This window comes from Pseudomonas sp. BNK-44-b (assembly GCF_047456245.1).
Lineage (GTDB): Bacteria > Pseudomonadota > Gammaproteobacteria > Pseudomonadales > Pseudomonadaceae > Aquipseudomonas > Aquipseudomonas machongensis.
Genome location: NZ_CP179908.1, coordinates 2,770,524 through 2,796,815 on the forward strand (window position 1 = coordinate 2,770,524; position 26,292 = coordinate 2,796,815).

The following is a 26,292-nucleotide window of genomic DNA, read 5'->3' on the forward strand; positions in this document are numbered from 1 at the left end:
CCGGTTTTTTTCAGAGGAAGGTGAACACCGTCTCGGCCGGCAGCCGCGACTTGCTCAGGCCGGCATTGAAGTCATCTTCGCTGCGGTACCCCAGGCTCAGCAGCACGACACTGGTGAAGCCACGCTCGCGCAGGCCCAGCTCGGCGTCCAGCGCCTTGCTGTCGAAGCCCTCGATCGGGGTCGCATCGAGCCCGTGGGCGGCAGCGCCCAGCAAAGCGGTGCCCAGGGCCAGGTAGGTCTGCTTTTCCATCCAGTGCTGCGCATCCTTGAGGTCGTAGCGATGCAGGTTCACATAGCCACGGCGCGTCGTGTCCTGGCCGGCACGGGCCTGATCATCGCGAAAACGGCCGTCGGCCGCTTCCTGGTCAAGCACGGCGTGCAGGTGCGCCTCGGTCATTTCGGTGCGGGTGGCGAACACGATCACGTGCGAGGCGTTGAGAATCTTGGGTGTGTTGTAGGCGAAGGCTTCAGTGGCCTTGGCCAGGCGTGCCTTGCCTTCGGCGCTGTCGGCGACGACGAAGTGCCAGGGCTGCGAGTTGACCGAGGACGGGCTATGACGCAATTGCTCGAGCAGTGCATCGACGGTGGCCTGCGGGATCTTGCGGCTGGCGTCGTAGGCCTTGGTGGTGTAGCGGCGCTTGGCCAGGGTGACGGTATCCATCGGAACTGCTCCTGTCAGGGAAGGTGATGGCGCGTATCTTATCTTTCCCACAGGAAAGAAAAACCAGCACAATGCAGCAACACTTTCATTCCAGGAGTGAAAATGCTGCGCCTTGACGATCTACAACTGTTCATTCGCTCCAGCGCCTTGGGCAGCTTCACCGCCGCCGCCCTGGAAGCCGACCTGCTACCGGGCCAGGTCGCAGCAGCGATCAAGCGCCTGGAGCGAGAGCTGGACGTGCGTCTGTTTGCCCGCACCACCCGTAGCCTGCGCCTGACCGCCGAGGGCGAACTGTACCTGCCCACCGCCCACAGTGTGCTGGAGACCCTGCGTCACGGGCGTGAGAGCCTGCATGGCGATCACAGTGAACTGCGTGGTGTACTGCAGGTGTCGGCGCCTTCGGATGTCGGACGCAACCTGGTGCTGCCCTGGCTCACCGAGTTTCGCCGCGAACACTCGGGCTTGAGCCTGCGCTTCTTTCTCTCCGACGAACTCGCCGACCTGTACCGCGACCCAGTGGATGTCGGCATCCGCTATGGCATCGACGACACTGCCAACTACATCTCGCTGCCACTGGCGCCGTGGAACCGCAGGGTACTGGTCGCCGCCCCCGCCTACCTCGCCCGCCGCGGCCGCCCGCACACCCCGCAAGACCTGCAACAGCACGATTGCCTGCTGTACCTGCAGCAGTCGCGGGTCTTCGACCGCTGGCAACTGGGTGAGCAGACGGTGCAGGTCAGCGGGCCGCTGTTCTGCGATGACGCCGATGTGGTACGGCGCTGGGCACTGGCCGGCGAAGGCATCGCCTTCAAGTCATGGCTGGACGTGCACGCCAATGTCGCGGCCGGCGAACTCGAGGTGCTGATGCCGGATTTCCCCGGCGACCTGCGCCCCCTGATCCTGGTGTGCCCGCACCGCAAGCAGCTGTCGCCGGCGGTGGCGCGTTTGCATCAGTGGTTGCAGGGCAAGTTTGGGCAGTTGCAGCCCGACCCTGGTTAGTGCGCTTTGCAGGAAGACTCGGCCCTCTCGTTGGCATCCTTGCCAAGCATCAGCACGTTGCCATAGATGGCGCACAACCAGCCACCCCGCTCGTGCACCTGCTGCCGAGCGGTGTCCACCACCGCGAACATCTTGCCCACGGTCACGGTTGGAATGACATAGGCGGGAATCAGCAGCGCCAGCGTCAGCACCAAACGCACCTTCCAATTGGCGTTGGCGCTATGCACGCGCATGACGAAATAACACTGGGCATCGTCAATGACACGGCCTTGGGCGAGCACTTCCAGAACATGCTCGTCCTGGCTCGTGAAGGGCGCCGCACCAGCAGCCTCGCTCGCCGTTTGCCTGGCGCGCAAGCCCTCCAAGATCTTGCCAGCATCGCCACGGAGTACCCTGGCACTGCCTTCACGCCTGATCAGGTCTTCAAAGGTCGGATACCGATACGCGACGGGTGCGCACAGGTGATACAGCACGGAAAAAACCAGTAGGCTCAAACCGCTCAGCCAATACATGAACAAGCTGAAGGGCATTTGCTTGATATATCCCGCCAGCTTGAACCCTTCGACCGCCAGAGGTACGACACTCAGGGCCACAGTCACCAGAAGCATGAGTTTGCTGGAGGCGATCAGCGACATTATTTTCCAGTCATGGGCAAACCCCACCGTCGGCGCTCGGAAGGATAGAGCTCCGCTCGCCAGGGAGCACAAGCCGACGAACACCAGGTAGACGAACAACAGCGAGGTGCTCGTAGCGCCCATGTTCTGGACCAAGGGAATCAGTACCAAGATCGCTACCACTTGAGCGATCACCGCAGCGACGATCGTGACCAGCAACGCGCGCAGCCAATTTCCGGATGTCTTTTTCATCAGATCAACAGCTTCCTGCAAAAACACCCAGTATACCGGCTCAATGCCACTACCCAGGCCATCCCATGCACATCCGTTCTAAAATCCGAAGCGCTTTTAGGCTAAGGTGAAGACTCCCTTTCGCAGGCCCCGCCCATGTCCAACTGGATCGACCTCAAGCAAGACGCCGACACCGGCATAGAGTCGGTCCGCGCGCATTTCGTCGGCCACGCCTACGACCCGCACTGGCACGACAGCTTTCTGGTCGGGGTCACCGAACAGGGTGTGCAGCAGTTCAATTGCCGCCGGGTTCGGCACCAGAGCACGCCGGGCCAGGTGTTCCTGCTGGAACCCGGTGACCTTCACGATGGCGACGCTCCCACGCGCGAAGGCTTCACCTACTCCACGCTGTACCTGGACTCGAAGTGGCTGGAAAACGAACTGCACGCACTGTTCGAACAGGCACCGGCAGGCTGCCTGCCGGCCTTCGCCGACACCCTATGCACCGACCCGCGACTGGCGGGCGCCACCTTGCGCGCCTTCCAGGTCATGCACGGCGGCGAGCTACGAATCGTGCGCCAGACCGCCATGGACGACCTGCTGGCCTGCCTGACCCGGCACCTGCACTGGCGCAAGCGCCTCGACCCCGATCCACGCCTGCCGCTGTGCGCCCAGCGAGCGCGCGACTACCTGCACGCCCATATCGACCAGGACATCGGCCTGGACGAAGTAGCGCAGGCCTGCGGCGTCGATCGCTTTCGCCTGACCCGCGCCTTCAAGGCCGCCTTCGGCTTGGCGCCGCACGCCTACCTGATCCAGTTGCGCCTGGCCCGCGCCCGGCGCCTGCTGGCTCGCGGCGACACACCCAGCGAAGTGGCCATGGCCTTGGGCTTTGCCGACCAGAGCCACCTGGGGCGCTGGTTCCGTCGTGCCTACCGGCTGACACCGGCCGACTACCGCCGACGCTGCTCAAAGCTTCCAGACTGAACCGCCCCCACGCCTGACCATGGTGTTCCGAACCACAGGAGCCTCACCATGTCGTCATCGCTGTTGCCCTTCATCCTTTTCGCCTTGGCCGCCAGCATCAGCCCCGGGCCGACCAACCTGCTGATTCTCGCCCACGGCGCGCACAACGGCTTGCGTGCCAGCCTGGCGCCGATCTTCGCGGCCTGTGCGGCGGCCGCGGCGATCGTCTGGGTGGTAGGCCTGGGGCTGGGAGAGGTGCTGCTGCGCCACCCGCTGGCGCAGCAGGTGATGAGCTGGGTGGGCGTGCTGTGGTTGAGTCGCCTGGCCTGGCAGTTGTTCCGCGCCGCTGGCGAGCCCTTGCATGCCACGGCGCGGCAGCGCTTCGGGGTCGGCAGCGCGGCATCGCTGCAACTGGTCAACCCCAAGGTCTGGCTGATGGCGGTGGCGGTGATCGGGGTGTTTGCCACGCCAGGATTGCCGGTGTGGCACCTGGCGCTGGTATTTCTGATCATCGCCCTGCCCTGCATGGGCGCCTGGGCCCTGCTCGGGATCGGCAGTGCCCGCTGGTTGCGTTCGCCCCGGCACCTGCAGCGCTTCAATCAGTTGCTGGCACTGTTGCTGCTGGTGTCGGCGTGGTCGGCTTTACTGGCGTGAAGCTCAAGGCGCGGGGGGCGCGGCCAGGGCATCGCGAAAGCGCTGGCTGCTGGCCAAGGCCAGGCCCAACCCCAGCACCGCCACCACACCACCGACCAGGCCGATATTGGCCACACCGATCTGGCTGCTGACGATGCTGCCCAGCAATGCCCCGCCACCAATACCGATGTTGTAGATCCCCGAGAACAGTGCCATGGCCACATCGGTAGCGTCGGACGCCAACTTGAGCGTCTTCGACTGCAGCGACAGGCTGAAGCTCAGGATCGCCACGCCCCAGAACATGCTCAGCACGGCGAACGCGGCGAAGTTCCCCGACAGCGGCAACAGCAGCAAGAGGCACGCGGCCAGACAACCGATCGAGCCGACCAGGAAACCGTGCGGGAAGCGATCGCTGTAACGGCTGAACAGCACCGAGCCGAGCACACCCGCCCCACCGAACAGCAACAGGATCAGGGTCGTGTGCTCACCGCTGATCTGCGCCACATGCAGGGCGAACGGTTCGATGTAGCTATAGGCGGTGAATTGTGCGGTGATCACCAGCGTGACCAGAAGATAGGTGATGACCAGGGCAGGCCTGCGGAACAGGATCGGCAGGCTGCGCAGCGAACCGGAGTTCTGGCTCGGCAGCAAGGGCAGCGACTTCATCAGGCACAGCATGGTCGCCAGCGCCACGCCCGCAATGCTGAGGAAGGTGATGCGCCAACCCAGCGCCTCGCCCACCACACGCCCGAGCGGTATGCCCAGGACCATCGCCAGGGTAGTGCCGGTGGCCAGCAACCCGAGCGCCTTGGCCTGCTTGCCAGCCGGCGCCACGCGCACCGCCAGCGACGCGGTGATCGCCCAGAACACCGCGTGCGACAAGGCGATGCCGATGCGGCTGACCAGCAGCATGGCGAAACTCTGCGCCATCCACGACAGCAAGTGGCTGACGATGAATACCAGGAACACGAACAGCAACAGGCGCCGCCGCTCGATGTTACGGGTCATCAGCATCATCGGCAGCGAAGCCAGTGCCACCACCCAGGCGTAGATGGTCAACATCAGGCCCACCTGCGCGGTGGTCATGTCGAAGCTGCGACCGATGTCGCTGAGCAGTGCCACCGGCACGAACTCGGTGGTGTTGAAGATGAACGCCGCCAGCGCCAGCGCGATCACGCTCAGCCAACTGCCGCCGCCTGCCGGTGCAGGTAGGGAATCAGGTAGGGGTCCATTCATCGAGGCCAATGCAATCTCCGCAGGCAAAGCGATAGGACGCGCCCCACGTGCCCAGGTTCGGGTCGCGGATGCACGTTTGTTATTGGTAGGAATACTCGGCATGGTACGCGTCAAGGCCAGGCCTCACAACCGCGCGCGCACGGAGTACCATGACGCACTGTAGCAACATGCGGAACAAGGAGTCCGATCCGCTCATGGACACGCAACACCCTCAGCAGCAGTGGCAACAGGCGGTCACCGCCTACGCCGAGGCCGTCAACCGCCATGTTGCGCAAGGTTGCGCACAAGGACACGACACAGCACAAGCGCCCTGCCCACCGGCCATCGATCACCTGCTCGACGCCTGGCAGCTCGCACTGCACGCCATCAACCGACCTGGCATCGACGAGCACCAGCGTCAGTTGTTTCGCGAAGCCTGGCCGCCCGCCCATGATCCCTTGCTGCCACTGCTCCCGAGCCATGGCCAGGGTATCGCCCAGGTGCTGCTGCTCGATGACGGCCGCTTGCTGGCACGCATCGGCATGCCCCATGACAACGGCCAGGTGGTGCAGATCGACCGCAACGGAGTGACCCCCATGATCGGTGTCGAGCACTTCGGCCGCTGCCCGCGACGACGCTACTTCGCCCTGGCCAATGCGGAGGGCGTAAGGGTCACCGACGGCTGGGGCGGCCCTCAGGTCGCTCGGCTGTCCTGGCCCCATGGCCTGGAAGGCCTGCCGCCTGGCTACCCGTTCGATCCCTTCGACCTGCCACCCACCCCAACCCGCCTGCTCCCCCTGCCGGATGGCCGACGGGTACTGCTGGTCAGCCGCGAGGGCATCTTCCTGCTCACACCTCAAGGTGCCACCCGCCTGCTGCGCCGCGAAGCAGACATCCTCGGGCAACTGGCCGACGGCACCGACCCTGACGACATCGCGCTGCCCCTGACCCAAGCCCATGCCGCACTGTCGCCGGACGGCAGACGGATCGTGCTGGGCGAGCAGCGCGGCAACCACCAGGTACTCGACGAGCACCTGGAGCCGCTGGCCGAGATCGTCCCGGCGGGGGAACATCCGCACTTCGCCTTGTTCAACCACTGCGGCGACCAGTTGCTGCTCAATGCCTGCCAGGGCGACGGCGGCGCCAGCCTTGGCGTAACGCTCGCCAATCTGGCAATCGATCCGCAGGTCTCGATGCTGCAGGACGGCGTGCAGATCCATGCCGGCGTCGCACGTCAAGGCGAGTACATCGTCGGCGATGCCCAAGGTTACCTGCGTGGCTTCGGCGAAGACGGTCGCGCGCACTGGCAGCATTATCTGGGGTCGGCCATCAGCGCCATGGACATCAGCGCCGACGGCCGCACCCTGGTCGCAGCCAGCCATGCCGGATTCATCTCGCTGATCGCCTTGGACAGCAAGCGGCCTGCCTGGCAGATCGGCACTGGCGAACACGCCGAGGTGCGGCGCTGGTTGTTCTGGAAAGGGTGGAAGAAGGCGATGGTCTGGTAGCGCCTGTACTGGCCGCAATCGCGGGACTCCCCCCGCGATTGCGTTCAACGCCCGGATCAGGCCTGCAAGGTCGCCATGTCGATCACGAAGCGGTACTTCACATCACCCTTGATCATCCGCTCGAACGCCTCGTTGATGTGGCGGATATCCAGCATCTCGATATCGCAGCTGATGCCGTGCTCGGCGCAGAAGTCCAGCACTTCCTGGGTTTCGGCGATGCCGCCGATCAAGGAGCCGGCCAGCACCCGCCGCTTGAGCACCAGGTTGGCCGCATGCACGGGCGGATCGACCGGCTCGATCAGGCCGACCAGGATGTGCACGCCGTCGAACTTCAGGGTTTCGAGGTAGGGATTCAGGTCGTGTTGCACCGGGATGGTGTCGAGCAGGAAGTCGAAGCGACCCGCCGCCTCGCGCATCTGCGCCTCGTCAGTGGAGACGATGACATGATCGGCGCCCTGGCGACGGGCTTCCTCGGCCTTGGCCGGGGAGCGGGTGAACAGCGTCACCTCGGCGCCCAGGGCCTTGGCGAACTTGATGCCCATGTGGCCCAGGCCGCCCATGCCCAGCACGCCGACCTTGTGCCCAGGCCCCACGCCGTGGTGCTTGAGCGGTGAGTAAGTGGTGATGCCCGCGCAGAGGATCGGCGCTGCACTGGGCAGGTCCATCCCTTGGGGAATACGCAGGACGAAGTGCTCGCTGACCACGATGCTGCTGGAATAGCCACCCAGGGTATTGCTGCCGTCGATACGGTCGGGACTGGCGTAGGTCTGGGTCGGCCCTTCCAGGCAATACTGCTCCAGGTCCTGCCGGCAAGCCTCGCAATGGCGGCAGGAATCGACCATGCAGCCGACGCCGACCAGGTCACCGACCTGGTACTTGCCGGCCTTTTCACCTACAGCGGTGACACGACCGACGATCTCGTGGCCGGGCATCAGTGGGTAGACGGCTATGCCCCACTCATTGCGGGCCTGGTGAATATCGGAGTGGCACACGCCGCAGTAGAGGATGTCGATGGCGACATCATCCGGGCGCAGGCCACGGCGCTGGAAGGTCATGGGCGCCAGGGGCGCGGTGGAAGACTGGGCGGCATAACCGATGGCGGTGTACATGCTCTGGACCTCGCAATATTGAAACGATTCAGGCCACGCATTCTGCGCATCGAAACGGGCCCGGCCCACAGCCGATCCTCCGGCATTCGTGCCTGATTCTCCGGAATTGGCCGCAGCGATCTGGCGCTGGACTGTCAATCTGCGAAGATGCCAGTGTCTGATTCTCTGTCCCTGGTTTGCCATGCACCTGACCCAACACGTCGACGCCAATGCCCCTCTCTGCTCGCTGATCCGCGCCCTCGCCTCGCGCCCCGGATTCGTCGACACCTACCTGCCCCAGGTCCAGGTGTTGTCGTGGGACCACTATGTGGCGAGCAGCCCACAGATCTACGAACCGAGCCTGATCATCATCGCCCAGGGCAGCAAGCTCGCGCGCCTGGGGCCGCGCACGCTGGAATACGGTGCCGGGCACTACCTGATCCAGGCGCTTTCAGTGCCCTTCATGTGCGAAACCTTCGCCACGCCCCAGGCGCCCATGCTCGGCGTGGCCGTGAGCATCGACCGTACCGTGCTGAGCGAACTGGTGCAGAACATGGCCCTGCCGCCGGACCCGGCGGTACAGGCGCAGACGCCGCAGTCGATGAGCTCGGCGGCGCTGGGTGCTCCAATGCGCGCCAGCGTCGAGCGTCTGCTCGAATGCCTGCAGGACCCACTGGATGCGAAAATGCTGGGGGCCGCACGGGTGCGGGAGGTGCTGTATACGGCCCTGCGCGGCCCTCAAGCCGGTGTGTTGCGGGCCCTGGTCGAACAGCAGGGGCACTTTGCCCGGATCGGTGTCGCGCTCGCCTACCTGCGCGATCATTTCGCCGAGCCGTTGAGTGTCGAAGCGCTGGCCAGCCGTGCCAACATGAGCGTTTCGACCTTCCACGAACACTTCAAGCGCTGCACCGAACTGGCGCCGATGCAGTACCTCAAACGCCTGCGCCTGCTCAAGGCGCAGCAGATGCTGATCGGCGAGAGCCTGGGCGTGGCCCAGGTGGCGCACCGGGTAGGCTACCAGAGCACCTCGCAGTTCAGCCGCGAATACAAGCGCGAATTCGCCCGCAGCCCGGGAGACGAACTGCCCTACCGCAGCCTGCCGGTATGACCCAGCCCTCAGCCCTGGCGCCGGACCATCGCCACGATACCGGCGCTCAGTTCCGCCTTGGCCTGCCCTGGCTCGACTTCCCCCGACGCCGCCGCCTGTGACAATGCCTCGGCGGCGCCGACCAGCAGACGCAAGCCGGCCAATCCGATATCCCCGCCCGGCGCAAACGGCGCCAGCGCCTGGCGGCACCGGTCCAGGAACGGATCCTCGTACCCCCGCTTGAGCGCCTCGAGCTCCGGCGAACCGGCCAACGCCGCACTGACGCCCGGTATCTCACGCCCCTGGGTCATCACACAATCGACATAGGCTGCGGCGATTACCGCCGCACGCGCCTCAAGGTCCACAGGACAGTCCGCCAGCACGACCTCGAGCATGGCGGTCTGGCGCGCGTCGTATTCCTCGTAAAGCGCCACCAGCAAGCCGTTGCGGGTTTCGAAGTGGTCGTACACCACCGGCTTGGTCACCCCTGCCAGCTCACTCAGGCGCCCCAGGCTCAGCGCATCGGTGCCCTCCTCGCGAACCATCTGCCAGGCCACCGCTATCAATTGCCGCCGACGATCCTCACGGGACAGGCGTTTACGTACAGGGCGCGTCTCATCGCTTGACATAGCTTACCTACCAAAAGTAACTTACCAACCGTAACTTACGCCGAGTATATAGCGCCCGGCCTCTTCCCGCATCCCATAAGGAACGCATTCATGCACGCCCTGATCGTACTCGCCCACCCCGACGCCCAATCACTCACCCACGCATTGTCCAGGCAGATCGCCGACGGCCTGGCCCAAGCAGGCCATACCAGCGAAATCGCCGACCTGGCCGCAGAGGGCTTCGATCCGCGCTTCGAGTTGCCCGACCTCAATGTCCATCGTCACCTGGCCAAGCCGCCGGCGGACGTCCTTGCCGAGCAGGCACGCATCGAACGGGCTGATACCCTGGTGCTGGTCTACCCAGTGTACTGGTGGTCGTTCCCCGCACTGCTCAAGGGCTGGATCGACCGTGTGTTCAGCAATGGCTGGGCCTTCAGCTACGAAGACGGCAAGACCACCAAGCTGCTCAACCACCTGAAGGTCCACCTGGTGGCGGTCGGCGGCGCCGACGCTGCCCTGTTCGACCGCCATGGCTACGGCGCTGCAATGCGCGTACAGATCGAGCATGGCATTTTCGACTGGTGCGGCGCCCAGGTCTCGAGCTCGATCCTTCTGGACGAGAGCGAAGGCCCGGATACCGCCAGGCACTTACCCACCGCCTACACCCTCGGACAACGTCTGTTCGCCGCTCAGGCTTCGTCCAGCGTCCACTCGGCCAGCGGACAGTAACGGCCCTTGCGCGATTCATAGAGACCGAACCGGCGGGCATTGAGGAAGAACTCCGGAGCCTGCGCCGCCTCTGGTGGCTGTCCCTGGAAATCCCGTGACAGCGTCAGGTGCGGACGGTATTCACGGGCCTGCTCGGCGATGCCCAGTGGCAGTAGCCGCTGCTCCAGTCCGTAGACCAGTTGGCGCAGGCTGGCAGGGGTATCGCCAGGTTCGAGTACCAGCGCGCCGGCACGTCGCCACACCTGCAGACGGTCGAGCAACAGGCGTATCGGCGCCCCTGGGCGCGTCATGCCGTCTACCGCCGCGCACAGTGCCGGTACCTGGGCGGCATCCACATCGCCCAGAAACAGCAACGTCACATGAAAATTCTCGGCGGGTACCGGCTTGCCGGCCCGCAACCCCAATTCACGACGCCACTGGGCAACGGCCCGGCGCTGGGTTTCGGGCAAAGCCAGGGCGAAAAACAGGCGCTTGAAGGGCGCGCCGCTTGGGCGTACATCCTGGACCATCGGAAACTCCTCGAGGGCTGAAGGGCATGCAGGTTCAAACGCTGCCAGGGTTGAATCGTTTGCGCAGCTTGCAGGGTATTCCACCTTCGTCCATCAGCGATGACTTAACAATAAGTACAAACTGGCGACACGATTGTTTATGCTGGCGGGCTACAGCCATGGCGCATGGCCATTTTTATTCGACAAGTAACCGTCCATGAAAATTGCACTCGTACTGATCTTCGTCCTCTCGATCGCCTATGTTCACCTGCGCGGTCGCGTTCGCCACAAGCTGACTCGCCAGCTGGGCGACCACTCGAGCTTCCTCGCCCCGGTCAACAGTTTCCTGTACCTGTTCTCCAAGCACCCGGCCAAGCCCTATTTGCCCGTCGAGTCGTTCCCTGAGCTGCAGCCGCTCAAGGACCACTGGCAGGAAATCCGCGAAGAAGCCCAGCAATTGCTGCACGCCGGCGAGATCAAGAAATCCGACAACTATGATGACGTTGGCTTCAACTCGTTCTTCAAGACCGGCTGGAAGCGCTTCTATCTGAAGTGGTACGGCGAGAGCCACCCTTCGGCGATGACCCTGTGCCCACGCACGACCGAACTGCTGCAAGGTATCGGCACGGTCAAGGCGGCGATGTTCGCCACCCTGCCGCCGGGAGCCAAGCTGGTTCGTCACCGTGACCCCTATGCCGGCTCCTACCGTTACCACCTGGGCCTGGACACACCGAACGACGATGGTTGCTACATCGATGTGGACGGCGAGAAGTATTCCTGGCGCGACGGCGAGGCGGTGATCTTCGACGAGACGTACATCCACTACGCGGCCAATACCACCGAGCACAACCGTATCATCCTGTTCTGCGACGTCGAGCGCCCGTTGAAGTACCGCTGGGCAAGCGCCTTCAACCGTTGGTTCAGCCGCAACGTCATGGCCGCGGCAGCCGCGCCCAACGATGCCAACGACAAGACTGGCGGCATCAATCGACTGTTCACGCGCATCTACAAGATCCGTGAACGTGGCAAGGCCATGAAGAAGCGCAACCGCACCCGCTACTACCTCGAGAAATGGGCCGTGGTGGCGGCACTGGTGCTGCTGTTCATCTACATCTGACACGTCCTGCGGCCTCCTTGCCCCTCGGTGACGAGGCCTGCCCTTCCCCCCATCTTCGACTAGCCTGAAAGCTCCTGTTGCCAACCTGACAAGGTGAAGACGATGAGCATGATGGACTGGGACGCCTACCGTAAGCAGTTGATGGCCGGCATCGGCGATCTCAAGCAGCTGTCCCCCGACACCGTGGCCGGCTACGCCACCGCCAGCGCTGCCGGCGCCAAGACCAACCACCTCGACGCCAAGACCCGCGAGCTGATTTCCCTGGCCGTGGCGGTGACCACTCGCTGCGACGGCTGCATCGCCGTGCATTCGCAGCAGGCGGTCAAGCACGGTGCGACCCGCGAGGAAATCGCCGAAGCCCTCGGCGTGGCCGTGGCCATGAACGCGGGCGCTGCCCTGGTGTATTCGGCACGGGCGCTGGATGCGGTCGGCAAGGCCGGCAGTTGACGCTTTTGGGCGCCACAGCCCTTGCATGACGGCGCCCATCCACCCAGACTTGCCAGGCCCAGCCCGAGCAGGAACCGACATGATCCACATTCGCCCAATGACCCCGGAAGACTTCGAGCGTTTCTGGCCGACCTTCCAGGCCATCGTCCAGGCGCGCGAAACCTACGCATACGACCCGCAGATGTCGCAGGAGCAGGCGCGCACGCTGTGGCTGGAGTTTCCGTTGCACACCCTGGTGGCCGAAGAGGATGGCGAGCTGCTCGGTTCCTACTACCTCAAGGCCAATGCCGCCGGCCCGGGCGCGCACGTGGGCAATTGCGGATACATGGTCACACCCCGTTCACGCGGACGTGGCGTGGCACGGCTGATGTGCGAGCACTCGCAGAAGCTGGCGCGCCAGGAGGGTTTTCTGGCCTTGCAGTTCAATTCGGTAGTGGCGAGCAACGAGGTGGCCGTGGGGCTGTGGCACAAGCTCGGTTTCGAGACCGTCGGGCGCCTGCCCAAGGCTTTTCGTCATGCAGCACTGGGGCTGGTGGATTGCCTGGTGATGTACAAGTGGCTGGCCGATGAGCCGGTGACCGAGAAACCGGCGCTGCTGATCGGACGCAAGAACATCGAGGCGCGGGTATCGCGGCGCCGGGGCCGCTAGGCGCCCTTGAGCCTGCAGGGGAATCCTCGTGCCGAGATTGCGGCACGAGGCTGCCCTTACAAACGGCGTACAACCATCGAAGGCATCAGAACGCCAGGCCGACCTTCACGCCAAACTCGTCACGCTTGAGCTTGTTGTTGTCGGCAACCGGCGAGTCCTCGTCGATCTTGTACTCGGTACGGGTGTAGTACACGCCCGCCTGGATCGGCATGCTGCCTTGCTGGTTCATCAGCAGGGTGACTTCGGCATACGGGTTGGTGCGGTCCTTCATGTCGACACTGTCGCTGCCGAAGTCGTCGACCTTCAAGCGCGCACGGCCATCGATGGTGTGACGAGCACCGACTTCGACACGCAGGGTCGAGGCATCGAACTGGTGGTTGTAACCCAGCGCGGCCTTGGCGAATGGCGACTTGTAGGTCAGCTTGGTGTCCAGGTCGTTGATCTCGGGCTCAAAACGGGTCCAGCTGTAACCGCCACCGACGATCACGTCGACGAAGTTGCGCGCATCCAGCGCGGCACGCCAGCCAAGGTCGAGGTCGGCCTGCGCCTCCTTGAGCTTGTTGTCGTTCTTCTTGCCATACTTGGCTTCGGCACCGATCTGGTAGATGAAACCGGACTCGGCCGTCATCTTGTTGCCGAAGTTGGCGAACACACCGCCTTGGCCCAGGTGCTCCTTGTCGGAGTCGCCGCCGCCTTCGAACTTGAACTTGTCGTAGGAACCGAGCAGGCCGAAGGTGAACAGGGGCTCGGTGCTGGGGGCTGCCATCGCTGCCAACGGCGCGCCGAGGAGGGCCAGGGCGCAAGTGTGACGCAGCAGTTTTCCAGTAAACATTCGCAAAAGTCTCCATGACGTTGAATAAAAAGGGCGAACGAGCGGTTCGAGACAACGTCAGTCGGAAAAGTTCGAAAAAAATCTAATAAAAACGCGCAACCCTGCAGCCCATCACGTTTTTTCGCCTATCCAAACGATTGACTCCCCCTGCGTTCGATGGTCAGATGCCGCCAGTTTCAGGTGTCCTGCGCCGCCGTGCGCAGGGTGAAACGGGAAGCCGGTGCGTCTTTGCAGACAAGTCCGGCGCTGCCCCCGCAACGGTAAGCGAGCGAATCCTTCGACACACCACTGTGCTCATGCATGGGAAGGTGAAGGCTTCACGACCCTCGCAAGCCCGGAGACCGGCCTGACGCTTCTGTTGGCAAACCCGCGGTGGGCGGGCGCAGGCCGGTGTTCGCGTGCGCGCCTGCGTGCGTGTCTGCTCGTCTTTGCGTTGTTTCCACCGGGATCCATTCATTCCTGAACCCGTGGAACGACATGTCCCGACACTTCAAGCTTCACACCCTGGCCGCCTGCATGGCCGTGTCCCTGCCGGCGCTGGCCGAGCAGCCGCAAGGCAAGGTCCTCGACCTGCCCTCGACGGCGATCACCGAGACCCGCGACGAGCAGATCGTCGACCTGGCAACCCCTACCCAAGCCGGTTCGCGCCTGAACCTCAGCGCCCTGGAAACCCCGGCCAGCACCACCAGCATCACCGCCGAGCAGATCCAGCAGCGCGCCAACCTCACGGTGCAGGATGCAGTGACCCGATCGCCCGGCATCACCTCCGTCGGCACCCCGGGCAACGGCAACACCGCCCTCTCCGCCCGTGGTTTCACCGGACACGCCTCGGTGATGACCCTGTTCGACGGCTCGCGCCTGTACACCGGCGCCGGCACCCAGACCTTTCCGGTCGACCCGTGGATGGTCGAGCGCATCGATGTGATCCGCGGCCCCGCCTCGGTGCTTTATGGCGAAGGCGCCACGGGCGCTGTGATCAACGTGATCCCGAAAAAACCCTTCGCCGGCGAGATCCGCAACCACCTGCGCCTGGGCTATGGCTCATGGGATCGCCAGCAACTGGGGCTGGACAGCGGCGGCAGCCTGAGCGAGCGCCTCAGCTACCGCGTGACCGTGAACAAGCAGAAAGGCAATGGCTGGGTCGACCGTACCGATTCGCGCAGCCTGGCCTTGAGTGCAGCCTTGCGCTTCGATGCCACCGACGACCTGAGCTTCACCCTCGCCCATGAGCGTAGCGACGCACAGCCCTCGAACTACTTTGGCACTCCGCTGATCGACGGCCACCTGCGCGACAGCCTGCGCAAGAAGAACTACAACATCCAGAACGACGTGCAGCGCTACCACGACGAATGGACCCGCTTCAACACCGACTGGACCCTCAGCGACAGCGTCACGGCCAGCAACCAGTTGTACTACATCAAGAGCCGTCGGCACTGGCGCAATGCCGAGGACTACACCTGGGATCCGACCCGCGAGCAGCTGGAGCGGGCAAGCTACCTGGAGATCAAGCACACCCAGGAGCAGATCGGCGACCGCCAGAGCTTCACCTTCGATCATTCGCTGTTCGGGCTGAACAGCAAGACCGTGGTCGGTGCCGAGTACAACAAGATCCGTTTCAATGTCGACAGCAACTCGCCGTACAACGATGTCGGCGGCGATTACGTCGATCCTTGGAGTCCGGCACCGGGCGGGTTCCAGAGCCAGAACGTCACACGTCCACAGACTCTCTCGACAACCCACACCTTCGCCCTGTTCGCCGAGAACCGTACCCAACTGACCGATCGCCTGTCGCTGGTGACCGGTATCCGCCGCGACCAGAACCACATAGACCGTGACAACCTGACCAACGACACGCGAGTCGACCGCAGCCTGCAAGGCGGCAACTGGCGCGCCGGCCTGGTATTCGCGGTAACCGACAACCTGTCGCTGTACGGCCAGTACTCCACCAGCGAAGACGGGGTGAGCAACCTGATCAGCCTCAGCCCGAGCCAGATCAACTACGACCTGACCGAATCGAAGCAGACCGAGCTGGGGCTCAAGCAGCGCTTCTGGGATGGGCGTGGTGAATGGACCCTGGCGGCGTATCACATCGTCAAGAAGAAGCTGTTGGTCGACGACCCGATCAGCCATGAGAAACAGCAGGCCGGCCAGCAGACCTCCGACGGCCTGGAAGCCGCGCTTGAGCTGGATCTGGGCCATCAATGGCAGGTATCGGCCAACGCCTCGGTGGTCCGCGCCAAGTACGATGACTTCGACGAGCTCGTCGGCGGCATCGCCCAGGACCGCGCCGGCAACCGCCCCGCCAACGTTCCGCGCCGCACCGCCAACCTCTGGCTCAACAAGGGCTTCGGCCAGACCGTCGACGCCGGCATCGGCCTGCGCTACGTCGACCAGCGCTATGCCGACACCGCCAACGCTTACAGCGTCCCCGGCTACACCGTGGTTGATGCCAATCTCGGCTGGCACATACTGCCTGACGTACGCCTGGGCCTGCAGTTGAACAACCTGTTCAACCGCGACTACGTGGTTGCCGCGCACAGTGGCGAACAATGGCTGTTGGGCGCGCCACGCTCGTACTTCGCAACGGTGGACTACAGCTTCTGATGCCGTAGGCCTCGCCGGCCCTATCGCGGGACCAGCCCGCTCCCACAGGTAACCACCCTCCTAAAGACTGGTGGAGCACCTGTAGGAGCGGGCTGGTCCCGCGATAGGGCCGGCACATTCAGCAAAAAATCTCCCGGGCAACCAGCCACAGCCTCGCTACCTTGAGCACAGGAAGATGTTCAAGGAGAAAGCATGGATCGCCCTCATTCCAGCCTGTTGCGTCGTGGCCGCTTTTCCGAGCCCGGCAGAATCTATCTGCTCACCACCGTCACGCGCTCCCGCCAGCCTTTTTTCCAGTTTCTGCGTCCGGCACGTGCAGTCGTCCAGCAACTGCGTCACGCCGAAGAGGAACAGTCATGTCGCTCCCTGGCCTGGGTTGTGATGCCGGATCATCTCCACTGGCTGATCGAGTTGCGCACTGGGACGCTAGGGGCGTTGATGCGCAGGTTCAAGTCCAGGACCAGTCATGCGCTTTACCACACAGGGTGGGGGTACAGGGCGGATCTGGCAGCCTGGGTACCAGGACAGGGCTATCCGCAGGGAGGAGGATGTTCAGGCCGTGGCGCGGTACATCGTTTCCAACCCGCTGCGTGCGGGGCTGGTTGGGAGTGTGCGGGAGTATTCGCACTGGGATGCTGTTTGGTTGTAAGTGCCGGCCCTATCGCGGGACGAGCCCGCTCCCACAGGTGCTCCGCCAGTCTTCAGGAGAGTGATTACCTGTGGGAGCGGGCTGGTCCCGCGATAGGGCCCTCAACATCACCACAACAGCAAAGATATAAGATAACATTCCAAATCTTACTCAACGCCGCCCCAGACCCATGCCATCTACCCCACCCTCTTCCCGCCTGCACAGCATCGACGCCCTGCGCGGCCTGGTCATCTTGTTCATGCTACTGGACCACGTGCGCGAAACCTTCTTCCTGCATCGCCAGGTCAGCGACCCGATGACCATCGACGCCACCGAGCCCGCGCTGTTCGCGAGCCGCACCCTCGCTCATCTGTGTGCCCCGGTGTTCGTCCTGCTGACCGGCTTGAGCGCCTGGCTCTATGGCGAAAAACACCAGGGCCTGGGCGATGTCTCGGCGTTCCTGTTCAAGCGCGGGCTGTTCCTGGTGGTGCTGGAGTTCACCCTGGTCAACTTCGCCTGGACCTTCCAACTGCCGCCCAGCGTGATCTACCTGCAAGTGATCTGGGCCATCGGCCTGAGCATGATCGTCCTGTCGCTGCTGGTGTGGCTGCCGCGCCCGTTGCTGATGGCCCTGGGTGTAATCATCATCGCCGGCCACAACCTGCTCGACGGCCTGCACTTTGCCCCCGGCACACTGCTGCACGCACCCTGGGCGATCCTGCATGATCGCGGCTGGCTCGAGGTGTCGCAGAACCTGCGCCTGCGGACCTCCTATCCACTGCTGCCCTGGATCGGCGTGATCGCCGTGGGCTATGCATTGGGGCCATGGTTCGCGCGTGGCAGCAATACCGCCAAGCGCCAGCGTCAGTTGTTCTTCGCCGGTAGCGCTGCCCTGGTGGGTTTCGTCGCGCTGCGTCTGCTCAACGGCTACGGCGAGGCCCAGTGGCAGCTCTACCCCGACCTGACCCAGACCCTGATGAGCCTGTTCAACATCACCAAGTACCCACCGTCGCTGCTGTTCCTGCTGCTGACCCTGGGTGTCGGCCTGTTGCTGCTGCGGGCCTTCGAGCGCGCCGGCCAGGCACGTTGGATCGGCGTGCTGACCGTGTTCGGCAGCGCACCGATGTTCTTCTATCTGCTGCACCTTTACGTGCTCAAAGCCCTCTACCTGGCCAGCGTCGGCCTGTTCGGGCACAACCAGGGCGAGTACTTCGGTTTCGATAGCGTGGGCGCACTGTGGCTGGTTGCAGCGTTGCTGGCCGCCGCCCTGTACTGGCCAGTGCGGCAGTTCGCCGGATTCAAGGCCCGCCGCCGAGACATTCGCTGGCTCAAGTATCTGTGAGCGAAAGCGCCCGAATCGTTTACCATCGCCGCTCTCAACGACGGAAACCCCGAGATGAACAGGATGATTCAGTTCGTGGTGGTGGTCGTGCTCTGCACGGCCATCGGCACGCTCTGCGAACACTTTGGTGTGAACCAGTACCTCAAATGGCTGCTGATGGCGCTGCCCGCGATCGTCTGGGTGCGCTTGCGCAATCCGATGAAGGACTGATCCTGGGCGACCGAGGGTTCAGTAGTTCGAACGGTCGTAGCCCGATCCGTCGGTTGCGCGGATGAACGCGTCGTAGTAACTGACCAGGTTGCTGCCTTTTTCATAAAGGACGGTGGCAAAGTCGCTCGGTGCGACATTGCCCTGTTCCCAGAACCGGTTCATGTCACCGGAAAGCAGGTAGGGCAGGTAGTCTTCGTTGACGGTATCGCTGTGAAGATGCGAGCGGCCGAAGTACAGCGCCGAGATCAGGGCAATCTGATCCTCGGCCTCCAGGTTCGATAGAAACGCCTGGGCGTCTTCGGACGAAGCGAAGGGCAGAACTGGCACGATGCCACCAATCAAGTGGTCGATATGCATGGAGGTCTCCTTGGTCGGTACGGCCCGTATTAACCGAGCGCAACAGGCCCCACGTCAAAAACGCGGTGTTGAGCCGCTACCTGGCAGCGCAGGACACTTGCCCACGACCTTTCCCACACTGCCGCGCCTGCGGGCCTTGCAGTAAACTCACTTCCCTCGAACCTCCAGAGCCACCCCCATGCCTCGCCTGCCGAAACTGCTGCTGCCCTTGCTGTTGCTCGCCACCCTCGCCGCCTGCGACCAGAAACCCACCCGCGAAGAGCGGATCCTGGCCAACCTGCCGTTGCAGGAAGCCTACGACCACAACATCGAGCGCATGGCCCAACTGCTGGCGATGACCCACCCGCAGGTGCCGCAGGACAAGATCAAGGACGTGCTGCGCAAGCACCTGACCGTCGAGGACCAACGCAAGGACCTGTTCAAGCTCTACAGCGAGAAGAACTTCAGCGATGCCGAGTTCGACACCATCGTTGCCGCCACCCAGGACCCGCAGAAAGCCCGGCAGCTGGGCGAGAGCGAGGAAGGCAAGCGCCTGAGCGAGAAACTGACCGGTTTGATGCGCGCCACAGCGCAGGACAAACACGTACAGGCATTGGCTGAAGAGCGCATGCAGCAGGTGGAAGACGAGCTGTCGGAGCTGAGCGCACCCGGCAAATGAAACCCGCTGGCGGCCCGTTCGTTTCGCCCCGTAGCTGACTGCACGCATTCCGAGTAATGTTGCGCAAATCGACTTGCCAGTGAGTTCCGGATTGCCACACGCCAAGAAAGGCCTGCGCCTGGACCTGCGCACGCTCATCCTTCTGTTGTCGACACTCACCGCCGTGGTGATGTTGCTGACCAGCTACTTCGCCAGCTATCGGGTGCAGCGACAATTGCTGATCGATCACTCCCTGGAATCGAACCTGGTATATGCAGCCAAGCTGGCCTCGATCACCGAACTGTTCCTGGAAGGCGCGCTCAAGCAGCTCGCGTTCAGTGCCGACACCAGTGGAGGGACGCTTGACGACACGGCCCGCCTGCAACGCGAAAGTGAACGCCTGCTGGCCCAGAGCACTGCCTTCAACTCCACCTTCTTCGTCGACAGCGAAGGTGTCCTGCGAGCGATCTCGCCCGCGCCCCTGCGCACCATGCTCGGACAACACCTGGAAACGCCGGGGTCACTGGAAGCGCTGCGTGAGCGCCGGGCGCTGATCTCGACGCCGTTCATTTCCAAGGCCAACAACCTGGTGGTGGTCGCCTCGCAGCCGATCTTCGCCGAGGACGGGCGCTACCTGGGTTATGTCGGCGGCAGCCTCTATCTACGCCAGCACAACATCTTCAACAGCCTGCTGGGTGAACATTTCTATCAGGATGGCTCCTACCTCTACGTGGTCGATCACAACCGCCGCCTGCTCTATCATCCCGACGCCGAACGGGTGGGCACGGTGGTGAATGACAACCCGCTGATCAATCAATTGCACCAAAAGCGCAGCGGCACCCAACAGTTCACCAACAGCCTGGGCAAGGAAATGGTCGCAGGCTTCGCCACGGTGCCGATCAGCGGCTGGGGCATCGTCGCCCAGCAGCCGCTGTCACAGACCGTGCAACCGTCGCAGCGGCTGATCCTCAACGTGGTCGGCATTTCCGTACCGCTTGCCCTGCTCGGCGGCCTTGCCCTGTGGTGGCTCGCGCTGACCATCACCCGACCACTCTGGCAACTGGCTGCCGGCGCCCGCAGCCTGGACAAGGCCGACACTCACGAACGCATCCATGCCGTGCGTGCCTGGTATTTCGAGGCCGCCGAGCTCAAGCGTGCCCTGCTGTTCGGTTTGAACCTGTTGCAGGAGCGCATCGGGCGCCTGAACCGGGATGTCCAGACCGACCCGCTCACCGGCCTTGGCAACCGTCGTCACCTGGACCTGAGCTTGTCGCTGCTGCAGGCCGATCACCGCAGCTTCTGCGTCATCGTCCTGGATATCGATCACTTCAAGCGAATCAACGACCAGCATGGCCACGACATCGGCGACCAGGTACTGCGCTCGCTGGCCGAGCTGATGCGCACCTGTTGCCGCGAAGGCGATGTGCTGTGCCGCATCGGCGGCGAGGAGTTCCTCATGCTGCTGCCCGGTGCCAGCCTGGACGTGGCAATGAATGTCGCCGAACGCCTGCGCCGGATCGTCGCCGAAACACCGATCGCCCCGGTGGGTACGGTGACCATCTCGCTGGGGGTCGCGCATTGTGCAAGCGACGAACAAGATCCGACGCTGGCCCTGAATCAGGCCGACCGCGCCCTCTACGTCGCCAAGCGCAGCGGCCGCAACCGCGTGGAAGCGAGCCAGGCCTGATCGCGCGGATCGCTTGCCGCCATGCCGCTGTCCAAGCTGACCGTACCCCTTCAGGAAATGTCCCATGCCGCGCCTCGGTTTCGCTTGCCAGTACCGCCATCCTCACCGCGACCAATCGATCAAGACGCTGGAGGCCATCGAACGCGCCTTCAATCCGCGCACCACCACGCTGCGGTGGCTGTCTGGCGCGAGCCAGGAAGCGGCACGTGCCAAGTTGCTGGAGCTGGTGGAGCACAACCTCGATGCCCAACTGCGCCTGCTCGGCTATGTGGCCGAGCTGCCGGCGATGTTGCACATGATGCGCCTGTCCAGCGACCTGCTGCCGCTGTACAGCCACCCCGAGGTGGCCGCCTTCTACCACGAGCCACCCGTCCAGGCGATGCTGGAGCAACGCTTCGCGCGCATCGGCGATTTCGCCCGAGCGCACGACATCCGCCTGTCGTTCCATCCTGGCCAGTACTGCGTGCTCGGCTCGGACCGCGCCGAAGTGGTCGAGAACAGCCTGGCCGAGTTCGAGTACCACGCCGACATGATCCGCATGATGGGCTACGGCCGGCGCTTCCAGGACTTCAAGTGCAATATCCATATCGCCGGTCGCCTGGGTGCAGCGGGCGTGCGCGCCGTCTGGCCGCGACTGTCGCAGGAGGCGCGTAATGTCATCACGTTCGAGAACGACGAAAAGACCTATGGCGTGGACGATTGCCTGGCCCTGGCCGACCTTGCGCCTGTGGTGCTCGACATCCATCACTGCTGGATCCATGAAAATGACTACATCGACCCGCACGACCCGCGGGTTGCGCGGATCATCGACAGCTGGCGCGGCGTGCGGCCGACCATGCACTACTCGCAACCACCCGAGCGCCTGCAGGAACTGGGCTTTTGCGCCGGGGAAAAACTGACGATCAACATGCTGCTCAAGCAGGTCAGCAAGCGCGATCTCTACCAGCACAGCGAACGTATGTGGAACGACTGGACCAATCGCTATGCCCTGCAGTTCATCGAGCGCTTCGACATCATGTTCGAGGCCAAGCACAAGAACCTGGCCACGCTGGATTTCTTCGAGCGCTATATTCAAGTACCCCAGTGACTGCGACCTCCGGTCGATCCATCCGCACATCGACACTGCGCCAAAGCCTTAACAAGGGTAAACCTTTGGACAGGAGATCGACCATGATCGGCAAACGCATACACGCAAGTCTCTTCGCACTGTGTCTGGCCACGGCCGCCCCATTGGCCCTGGCAGCCACCGACATGAACGACCAGCGCGCACCGGGTCAACAGCCCCACGGCAGCGGCACCATGCAGGACAACGGCAGTGGCACTGGCACTGGCACCGGCTCCGGCACGCCGGGTGACGGCATGGGCTCCGGCAGCGGTGGAACCGATAGCAACGATACCAATGGCACTGGCGGCGACGGCACTCGCAGCGGCTCGACCAGTGGCGGTACCGGCGGCGGCATCGGCGGAGGGGGTTCCGGCGGATCTGGGGGTTCCGGATCGGGCGGCAGCGGCAGCTAGCGCTTTCGCCGCCTGCAGCTCGAAAACCGCAAACCAGCGCAATCCATGTGGAGCTCATGTGGGAGCTCCAATGGCCTGCGCTGGTCTTCAAGGCAATGGCTCGTACAAGGCCCGCTGCACAGCTATGACCTGCCCTCATACCCTCTTGATTTCTTCTCCCTACTGCCTCCCCACGCCGGCCTGATAAAAATCCTCACGACTGGCGACCGCCAGCACTGCTCGCCCAAAAACAACAAAGAGCGTCGCGCCATGCCTGCATTGCAGCTATCCCTTCGCCCTTGTTGCGTGCCGAGCACCTGATTTCGCGCCTCGCGCGGCAGGCGCCGCCGAGGCTTCGTTCATCCCGTGAGTGATCGAGGTTTTGTCATGAAGCAACTTGCCCTGTACATCGGCGAAGGTTTCGAAGGTCCCGGCGTCAACGCCGCGCACATCAACATCATGATGGGGCCACGCAACGGCCCGGCCGGCCAGGCCTTCGCCAACAGCCTGGCGTCCCCCAGCCAGGGCCACTGCCCGTTCATGGTCATCGCCCAGCCGAACATCCCGGTCAAACCCATGACCCTGTACGTCAACAAGGCGGTGATCGCCGGCGACCTGCACGCCAACGCCACGTGGGGGGCGTCCCAGGCCGGTATCGCCAAGGCGGTCACCGAAGCCTTGCTCGATGGCACCCTGCCGGCCGAAGCCGAGGATGAATGGGCCATCGTTACCGCCAACTGGGTCAACCCGGCCTGCGACGATCTCGATGCCGTCTACCTGAACAACTACAACGCCTGCCGCACCGCGATCCGCGCCGCCCTCCAGGGCCTGCCGGCGCGTGCGCAGTTGGCCGATGTAGTCAATCAGATCGCCAACCCCTTCTACACCCCGAAAGCCTGAGGTCCGATCATGCAATACATTCGTCTGGGCAACTCCGGCCTGCAGGTTTCCAAGCTGTGCCTCGGCACCATGAACATGGGCACCCCGCAGTGGAAGCCGTGGATCTTCGACGAGGCGGCCAGCGAGCCGATCGTGCGCCACGCGCTGGACAAAGGGGTCAACTTCATCGACCTGGCCGACTTCTATTCCGCCGGCGTCGGCGAGGAAGTGGTCGGGCGTATCCTCAAGCGCCTGGTCCGGCGTGACGACGTGGTAGTGACGACGAAGGTCGGTTACGGCACACGCAGCGGCATCAACGCCAGTGGCCATTCGCGCAAGCACATCCTCGACGGCATCGACGCCTCGCTGCAGCGCGCCGGCATGGATTACTTCGACGTCTACATGCTGCATTTCTTCGACGTGAACACCCCCGTCGAAGAAACCATGGAAGCGCTCAACGATATCGTCCGCGCCGGCAAGGCCCGTTACATCGGGGTCTCGACCATGCTCACCGGGCAACTGGCGAAAATCCTCCTGGCCTGCGAGCGCCATGGTTGGGCCAAGCCGATCAACATGCAGTTGCAGCTCAACTGCGCCTACCGCGAAGAAGAACGCGAGATGATTCCGTTCTGCCGCGACCAGGGCCTGGGCGTCTCGGTGTTCAGCCCGCTGGCCCGCGGCCTGCTCACTGGCGACGTCCAGTCGACCCGCAACCAGACCGACTTCTTCACCCAGCAGATGTACAGCGACGAAGCCTCGTTCGCCATCGCCCGTTCGGTACAGCGCGTGGCCCATCGTCACGGCGTGTCCAACGCCCAGGTGGCCCAGGCCTGGGTCCTGCAACACCCGGTCGTGGACAGCATGCTGGTCGGCGCCGACTCCACCGCGCAATTCGACAGCGCCCTCGCGGCCCTGGACATGCGCCTGGACGAAGAAGACTTATACGAACTGGAGCGCAACTACACGCCCTGCGACCTGATCAACGACTACACCGCCGGCAAGCGCATCCTGCGCGTCGGTCGTCCGCCACGTGGCGACTTCGCGATCCAGGAGGCGGTGGCATGAGTACGTTGCTCAAGGCGGGTCACTACATCGACGGGCAATGGCTCAGTGGCGCTGCCACCTATCCAGTGCTCAACCCGGCCACCGGTGAAACCCTCGCCCAGGTGCCGCGCGGCGGCGCCGAGGAAACACAGGCGGCCATCGCTGCCGCCGAACGCGCCCTGCCCGCCTGGCGTGGCAAGCTGGCTAAGGAGCGTGCGCAGATCCTGCGCCGTTGGTCTGAGCTGATGCTCGAGCAGCGCGACGCCCTCGCCACCCTGCTAAGCCGCGAGCAAGGCAAGCCGCTGGCCGAAGCCAAGGGCGAAGTGGCCTATGCGGCAAGCTTTCTCGAATGGTTCGCCGAGGAAGGTCGACGCGTGTACGGTGACGTCATTCCTACCCCCAAGGCCGACGCGCGGGTGCTGGTGACCAAGGAGCCAATCGGTGTGGTGGCGGCGATCACGCCATGGAACTTCCCGCTGGCAATGGTCACCCGCAAGGTCGGCCCGGCCCTGGCGGCCGGCTGCACGCTGATCCTCAAGCCCTCCGAAGAGACGCCACTGTCGGCCTTCGCCCTGGCGCTGCTGGCCGAACAGGCCGGCGTCCCGGCAGGTGTGTTCAACATCGTTTCCGGCGACGCCCCGGCCATCGGTGGCGCCCTACAGGCCTCCACGGTGGTGCGCAAGCTGTCGTTCACCGGCTCCACCCGCACTGGCAAGCTGCTGATGCGCCAGGCCGCCGACACTTTGAAAAAGGTGTCGCTGGAACTGGGCGGCAATGCCCCGTTCATCGTCTTCGACGATGCCGACCTCGACGCCGCCGTGCGCGGAGCGATGGCCTCGAAGTTCCGCAATACCGGGCAGACCTGCGTATGCGTCAACCGCTTCTATATCCAGGACGGTGTGTACGAAGCCTTCACCCACAAGCTCGCCGAAGCCGTGCAGGCCTTGCGCGTCGGTGAGGCGCTGCAGGGCGAGACCGAGCAAGGGCCGCTGATCAACGCTGCGGCCCTGGCCAAGGTCGAGCAGCACGTGGGCGATGCCCTGGAGCACGGCGCACGCCTGCTCTGTGGTGGCCGTCGGCATGCGCTGGGCGGCACCTTCTACGAGCCGACGGTGCTGGCCGAAGCCACTACAGAGATGCTGATCGCCAACGAGGAGACCTTCGGCCCGGTGGCTGCCTGCTTCCGTTTTCAGGATGAAGCCCAGGTCCTGCGCCTGGCCAACGACACGCCCTATGGACTGTCGGCGTACTTCTACAGCCGCGACATCGGCCGTGTCTGGCGCATGGCCGAGGGCCTGGAGGCCGGGATCGTCGGCGTCAACGAAGGGATCATCTCCACCGAGGTGGCGCCGTTTGGTGGCATCAAGGAGTCGGGCATGGGCCGCGAAGGCTCCAAGTACGGCCTGGAGGATTACCTGGAGATCAAGTACGTGCTGATGGGTGGGCTGAACAGCTGATCCAGCCCTGTAGACGCGGCCTTGTGCCGCGTCTACACGTATCGCGCGCGACTCAGAGCAACGCCCCTGACCCAAACA

Annotated in this window: 27 protein-coding genes, 1 pseudogene and 1 riboswitch; of the genes and pseudogenes, 20 read left to right on the forward strand and 8 right to left on the reverse strand. The window is 63.8% G+C overall.

Features of this window, described 5'->3' with window-relative positions; all coding sequences use genetic code 11:
• Positions 1–10 precede the first annotated feature (10 nt).
• Positions 11–661 carry an oxygen-insensitive NAD(P)H nitroreductase gene (gene nfsB, locus ACMGGG_RS12445; RefSeq protein WP_414155586.1) on the reverse strand — a complete coding sequence of 217 codons (651 nt, stop codon included), beginning with the start codon at positions 659–661 and terminating at the stop codon, positions 11–13.
• 102 nt (positions 662–763) lie between these two features.
• Here nfsB and ACMGGG_RS12450 point away from each other — a divergent pair, with 102 nt between their 5' ends.
• Positions 764–1,660: a LysR family transcriptional regulator gene (locus tag ACMGGG_RS12450; RefSeq protein WP_414155587.1), complete on the forward strand. Its 897-nt coding sequence runs from the start codon at positions 764–766 to the stop codon at positions 1,658–1,660.
• On the opposite strand, the gene ACMGGG_RS12455 is transcribed toward ACMGGG_RS12450, so the two are convergent.
• Positions 1,657–2,526, reverse strand: a complete 870-nt coding sequence (locus ACMGGG_RS12455; RefSeq protein WP_414155588.1) for a hypothetical protein — start codon at positions 2,524–2,526, stop codon at positions 1,657–1,659. The two genes, ACMGGG_RS12450 and ACMGGG_RS12455, sit on opposite strands and share 4 nt — an antisense overlap.
• 135 nt (positions 2,527–2,661) lie before the next feature.
• On the opposite strand from ACMGGG_RS12455, the gene ACMGGG_RS12460 reads away from it, so the two are divergent.
• Both ACMGGG_RS12460 and ACMGGG_RS12465 read left to right on the forward strand, forming a co-directional pair.
• Positions 2,662–3,492, forward strand: coding sequence for an AraC family ligand binding domain-containing protein (locus tag ACMGGG_RS12460; RefSeq protein ID WP_414155589.1), 831 nt, complete (start codon positions 2,662–2,664; stop codon positions 3,490–3,492).
• 48 nt (positions 3,493–3,540) lie between these two features.
• On the forward strand, positions 3,541–4,125 hold the full coding sequence (locus ACMGGG_RS12465; protein WP_151924839.1) for a LysE family translocator: 585 nt from the start codon (positions 3,541–3,543) through the stop codon (positions 4,123–4,125).
• A gap of 3 nt (positions 4,126–4,128) precedes the next feature.
• Here the strand turns inward: ACMGGG_RS12465 and ACMGGG_RS12470 are convergent, their stop codons facing one another.
• A complete protein-coding gene (locus tag ACMGGG_RS12470; protein WP_054890871.1) occupies positions 4,129–5,340 on the reverse strand; it encodes a sugar transporter in 1,212 nt (403 codons plus the stop codon).
• 194 nt (positions 5,341–5,534) lie between these two features.
• Here ACMGGG_RS12470 and ACMGGG_RS12475 point away from each other — a divergent pair, with 194 nt between their 5' ends.
• Positions 5,535–6,827 (forward strand): hypothetical protein, encoded by a 1,293-nt coding sequence (locus tag ACMGGG_RS12475; RefSeq protein ID WP_414155590.1) that lies wholly within the window; start codon positions 5,535–5,537, stop codon positions 6,825–6,827.
• A gap of 56 nt (positions 6,828–6,883) precedes the next feature.
• Here ACMGGG_RS12475 and ACMGGG_RS12480 read toward each other — a convergent pair whose 3' ends face one another.
• Positions 6,884–7,936, reverse strand: coding sequence for an NAD(P)-dependent alcohol dehydrogenase (locus ACMGGG_RS12480; RefSeq protein WP_153773837.1), 1,053 nt, complete (start codon positions 7,934–7,936; stop codon positions 6,884–6,886).
• Positions 7,937–8,117: 181 nt separating this feature from the next.
• Between ACMGGG_RS12480 and ACMGGG_RS12485 the strand changes: the two genes are divergently transcribed.
• The gene (locus ACMGGG_RS12485; protein ID WP_054890873.1) at positions 8,118–9,023 is read left to right on the forward strand and encodes an AraC family transcriptional regulator; all 906 of its coding nucleotides are present in this window, start codon (positions 8,118–8,120) and stop codon (positions 9,021–9,023) included.
• 8 nt (positions 9,024–9,031) lie between these two features.
• Here ACMGGG_RS12485 and ACMGGG_RS12490 read toward each other — a convergent pair whose 3' ends face one another.
• Entirely contained in the window at positions 9,032–9,631 is a 600-nt protein-coding gene (locus tag ACMGGG_RS12490; protein WP_054890874.1) for a TetR/AcrR family transcriptional regulator, read from the reverse strand.
• Between the two features lie 90 nt (positions 9,632–9,721).
• Between ACMGGG_RS12490 and ACMGGG_RS12495 the strand changes: the two genes are divergently transcribed.
• A complete protein-coding gene (locus ACMGGG_RS12495; protein WP_063545130.1) occupies positions 9,722–10,339 on the forward strand; it encodes an NAD(P)H-dependent oxidoreductase in 618 nt (205 codons plus the stop codon).
• Here the strand turns inward: ACMGGG_RS12495 and thpR are convergent.
• Entirely contained in the window at positions 10,300–10,848 is a 549-nt protein-coding gene (thpR, locus tag ACMGGG_RS12500) for an RNA 2',3'-cyclic phosphodiesterase (protein ID WP_063545131.1), read from the reverse strand. The genes ACMGGG_RS12495 and thpR overlap by 40 nt on opposite strands.
• Positions 10,849–11,044: 196 nt before the next feature.
• On the opposite strand from thpR, the gene lpxO reads away from it, so the two are divergent.
• From lpxO to ACMGGG_RS12515, 3 genes are all read left to right on the forward strand, one after another.
• Positions 11,045–11,944, forward strand: coding sequence for a lipid A hydroxylase LpxO (lpxO, locus tag ACMGGG_RS12505; RefSeq protein ID WP_054890877.1), 900 nt, complete (start codon positions 11,045–11,047; stop codon positions 11,942–11,944).
• A 102-nt stretch (positions 11,945–12,046) separates the two neighbouring features.
• A complete protein-coding gene (locus tag ACMGGG_RS12510; RefSeq protein ID WP_054890878.1) occupies positions 12,047–12,391 on the forward strand; it encodes a carboxymuconolactone decarboxylase family protein in 345 nt (114 codons plus the stop codon).
• A gap of 79 nt (positions 12,392–12,470) precedes the next feature.
• On the forward strand, positions 12,471–13,040 hold the full coding sequence (locus ACMGGG_RS12515) for a GNAT family N-acetyltransferase (protein WP_054890879.1): 570 nt from the start codon (positions 12,471–12,473) through the stop codon (positions 13,038–13,040).
• Positions 13,041–13,125: 85 nt separating this feature from the next.
• On the opposite strand, the gene ACMGGG_RS12520 is transcribed toward ACMGGG_RS12515, so the two are convergent.
• Positions 13,126–13,872 carry an outer membrane beta-barrel protein gene (locus tag ACMGGG_RS12520; RefSeq protein WP_054890880.1) on the reverse strand — a complete coding sequence of 249 codons (747 nt, stop codon included), beginning with the start codon at positions 13,870–13,872 and terminating at the stop codon, positions 13,126–13,128.
• A gap of 161 nt (positions 13,873–14,033) precedes the next feature.
• A riboswitch (cobalamin riboswitch) is annotated at positions 14,034–14,237 on the forward strand.
• A gap of 112 nt (positions 14,238–14,349) precedes the next feature.
• On the opposite strand from ACMGGG_RS12520, the gene ACMGGG_RS12525 reads away from it, so the two are divergent.
• From ACMGGG_RS12525 to ACMGGG_RS12540, 4 genes and pseudogenes are all read left to right on the forward strand, one after another.
• Positions 14,350–16,476 carry a TonB-dependent receptor gene (locus tag ACMGGG_RS12525; RefSeq protein WP_414155591.1) on the forward strand — a complete coding sequence of 709 codons (2,127 nt, stop codon included), beginning with the start codon at positions 14,350–14,352 and terminating at the stop codon, positions 16,474–16,476.
• A gap of 192 nt (positions 16,477–16,668) precedes the next feature.
• Positions 16,669–17,125 (forward strand): annotated as a pseudogene (locus tag ACMGGG_RS12530) (REP-associated tyrosine transposase).
• Between the two features lie 169 nt (positions 17,126–17,294).
• Complete coding sequence (locus tag ACMGGG_RS12535; RefSeq protein WP_414155592.1) at positions 17,295–18,446, forward strand: DUF1624 domain-containing protein; 1,152 nt, start codon at positions 17,295–17,297, stop codon at positions 18,444–18,446.
• A 54-nt stretch (positions 18,447–18,500) separates the two neighbouring features.
• The gene (locus ACMGGG_RS12540) at positions 18,501–18,656 is read left to right on the forward strand and encodes a hypothetical protein (RefSeq protein WP_153773843.1); all 156 of its coding nucleotides are present in this window, start codon (positions 18,501–18,503) and stop codon (positions 18,654–18,656) included.
• 18 nt (positions 18,657–18,674) lie between these two features.
• Here ACMGGG_RS12540 and ACMGGG_RS12545 read toward each other — a convergent pair whose 3' ends face one another.
• Entirely contained in the window at positions 18,675–19,013 is a 339-nt protein-coding gene (locus ACMGGG_RS12545; protein WP_414155593.1) for a hypothetical protein, read from the reverse strand.
• A gap of 178 nt (positions 19,014–19,191) precedes the next feature.
• Here ACMGGG_RS12545 and ACMGGG_RS12550 point away from each other — a divergent pair, with 178 nt between their 5' ends.
• The 7 genes from ACMGGG_RS12550 to ACMGGG_RS12580 all read left to right on the forward strand — a co-directional run bounded on the left by ACMGGG_RS12550 (position 19,192) and on the right by ACMGGG_RS12580 (position 26,214).
• Positions 19,192–19,671: a hypothetical protein gene (locus ACMGGG_RS12550; RefSeq protein ID WP_063545136.1), complete on the forward strand. Its 480-nt coding sequence runs from the start codon at positions 19,192–19,194 to the stop codon at positions 19,669–19,671.
• Between the two features lie 91 nt (positions 19,672–19,762).
• The gene (locus ACMGGG_RS12555; protein WP_414155805.1) at positions 19,763–21,337 is read left to right on the forward strand and encodes a sensor domain-containing diguanylate cyclase; all 1,575 of its coding nucleotides are present in this window, start codon (positions 19,763–19,765) and stop codon (positions 21,335–21,337) included.
• A gap of 64 nt (positions 21,338–21,401) precedes the next feature.
• Complete coding sequence (gene uvsE / locus ACMGGG_RS12560) at positions 21,402–22,424, forward strand: UV DNA damage repair endonuclease UvsE (protein WP_414155594.1); 1,023 nt, start codon at positions 21,402–21,404, stop codon at positions 22,422–22,424.
• 83 nt (positions 22,425–22,507) lie between these two features.
• Positions 22,508–22,855 carry a hypothetical protein gene (locus tag ACMGGG_RS12565; protein ID WP_414155595.1) on the forward strand — a complete coding sequence of 116 codons (348 nt, stop codon included), beginning with the start codon at positions 22,508–22,510 and terminating at the stop codon, positions 22,853–22,855.
• A gap of 366 nt (positions 22,856–23,221) precedes the next feature.
• Positions 23,222–23,734, forward strand: coding sequence for a formaldehyde-activating enzyme (gene fae, locus ACMGGG_RS12570; protein WP_054895590.1), 513 nt, complete (start codon positions 23,222–23,224; stop codon positions 23,732–23,734).
• A 9-nt stretch (positions 23,735–23,743) separates the two neighbouring features.
• On the forward strand, positions 23,744–24,778 hold the full coding sequence (locus tag ACMGGG_RS12575; protein ID WP_414155596.1) for an aldo/keto reductase: 1,035 nt from the start codon (positions 23,744–23,746) through the stop codon (positions 24,776–24,778).
• On the forward strand, positions 24,775–26,214 hold the full coding sequence (locus ACMGGG_RS12580) for an NAD-dependent succinate-semialdehyde dehydrogenase (protein WP_063545142.1): 1,440 nt from the start codon (positions 24,775–24,777) through the stop codon (positions 26,212–26,214). Before ACMGGG_RS12575 ends, ACMGGG_RS12580 begins: the two co-directional genes overlap by 4 nt.
• Positions 26,215–26,292 lie beyond the last annotated feature (78 nt).

What these genes read in the sequence shown, in the direction of transcription:
- nfsB (WP_414155586.1), bottom strand. Translation starts at nt 661, where the DNA reads ATGGATACCGTCACCCTGGCCAAGCGCCGCTACACCACCAAGGCCTAC.
- ACMGGG_RS12450 (WP_414155587.1), top strand. Translation starts at nt 764, where the DNA reads ATGCTGCGCCTTGACGATCTACAACTGTTCATTCGCTCCAGCGCCTTG.
- ACMGGG_RS12455 (WP_414155588.1), bottom strand. Translation starts at nt 2,526, where the DNA reads ATGAAAAAGACATCCGGAAATTGGCTGCGCGCGTTGCTGGTCACGATC.
- ACMGGG_RS12460 (WP_414155589.1), top strand. Translation starts at nt 2,662, where the DNA reads ATGTCCAACTGGATCGACCTCAAGCAAGACGCCGACACCGGCATAGAG.
- ACMGGG_RS12465 (WP_151924839.1), top strand. Translation starts at nt 3,541, where the DNA reads ATGTCGTCATCGCTGTTGCCCTTCATCCTTTTCGCCTTGGCCGCCAGC.
- ACMGGG_RS12470 (WP_054890871.1), bottom strand. Translation starts at nt 5,340, where the DNA reads ATGAATGGACCCCTACCTGATTCCCTACCTGCACCGGCAGGCGGCGGC.
- ACMGGG_RS12475 (WP_414155590.1), top strand. Translation starts at nt 5,535, where the DNA reads ATGGACACGCAACACCCTCAGCAGCAGTGGCAACAGGCGGTCACCGCC.
- ACMGGG_RS12480 (WP_153773837.1), bottom strand. Translation starts at nt 7,936, where the DNA reads ATGTACACCGCCATCGGTTATGCCGCCCAGTCTTCCACCGCGCCCCTG.
- ACMGGG_RS12485 (WP_054890873.1), top strand. Translation starts at nt 8,118, where the DNA reads ATGCACCTGACCCAACACGTCGACGCCAATGCCCCTCTCTGCTCGCTG.
- ACMGGG_RS12490 (WP_054890874.1), bottom strand. Translation starts at nt 9,631, where the DNA reads ATGTCAAGCGATGAGACGCGCCCTGTACGTAAACGCCTGTCCCGTGAG.
- ACMGGG_RS12495 (WP_063545130.1), top strand. Translation starts at nt 9,722, where the DNA reads ATGCACGCCCTGATCGTACTCGCCCACCCCGACGCCCAATCACTCACC.
- thpR (WP_063545131.1), bottom strand. Translation starts at nt 10,848, where the DNA reads ATGGTCCAGGATGTACGCCCAAGCGGCGCGCCCTTCAAGCGCCTGTTT.
- lpxO (WP_054890877.1), top strand. Translation starts at nt 11,045, where the DNA reads ATGAAAATTGCACTCGTACTGATCTTCGTCCTCTCGATCGCCTATGTT.
- ACMGGG_RS12510 (WP_054890878.1), top strand. Translation starts at nt 12,047, where the DNA reads ATGAGCATGATGGACTGGGACGCCTACCGTAAGCAGTTGATGGCCGGC.
- ACMGGG_RS12515 (WP_054890879.1), top strand. Translation starts at nt 12,471, where the DNA reads ATGATCCACATTCGCCCAATGACCCCGGAAGACTTCGAGCGTTTCTGG.
- ACMGGG_RS12520 (WP_054890880.1), bottom strand. Translation starts at nt 13,872, where the DNA reads ATGTTTACTGGAAAACTGCTGCGTCACACTTGCGCCCTGGCCCTCCTC.
- ACMGGG_RS12525 (WP_414155591.1), top strand. Translation starts at nt 14,350, where the DNA reads ATGTCCCGACACTTCAAGCTTCACACCCTGGCCGCCTGCATGGCCGTG.
- ACMGGG_RS12535 (WP_414155592.1), top strand. Translation starts at nt 17,295, where the DNA reads ATGCCATCTACCCCACCCTCTTCCCGCCTGCACAGCATCGACGCCCTG.
- ACMGGG_RS12540 (WP_153773843.1), top strand. Translation starts at nt 18,501, where the DNA reads ATGAACAGGATGATTCAGTTCGTGGTGGTGGTCGTGCTCTGCACGGCC.
- ACMGGG_RS12545 (WP_414155593.1), bottom strand. Translation starts at nt 19,013, where the DNA reads ATGCATATCGACCACTTGATTGGTGGCATCGTGCCAGTTCTGCCCTTC.
- ACMGGG_RS12550 (WP_063545136.1), top strand. Translation starts at nt 19,192, where the DNA reads ATGCCTCGCCTGCCGAAACTGCTGCTGCCCTTGCTGTTGCTCGCCACC.
- uvsE (WP_414155594.1), top strand. Translation starts at nt 21,402, where the DNA reads ATGCCGCGCCTCGGTTTCGCTTGCCAGTACCGCCATCCTCACCGCGAC.
- ACMGGG_RS12565 (WP_414155595.1), top strand. Translation starts at nt 22,508, where the DNA reads ATGATCGGCAAACGCATACACGCAAGTCTCTTCGCACTGTGTCTGGCC.
- fae (WP_054895590.1), top strand. Translation starts at nt 23,222, where the DNA reads ATGAAGCAACTTGCCCTGTACATCGGCGAAGGTTTCGAAGGTCCCGGC.
- ACMGGG_RS12575 (WP_414155596.1), top strand. Translation starts at nt 23,744, where the DNA reads ATGCAATACATTCGTCTGGGCAACTCCGGCCTGCAGGTTTCCAAGCTG.
- ACMGGG_RS12580 (WP_063545142.1), top strand. Translation starts at nt 24,775, where the DNA reads ATGAGTACGTTGCTCAAGGCGGGTCACTACATCGACGGGCAATGGCTC.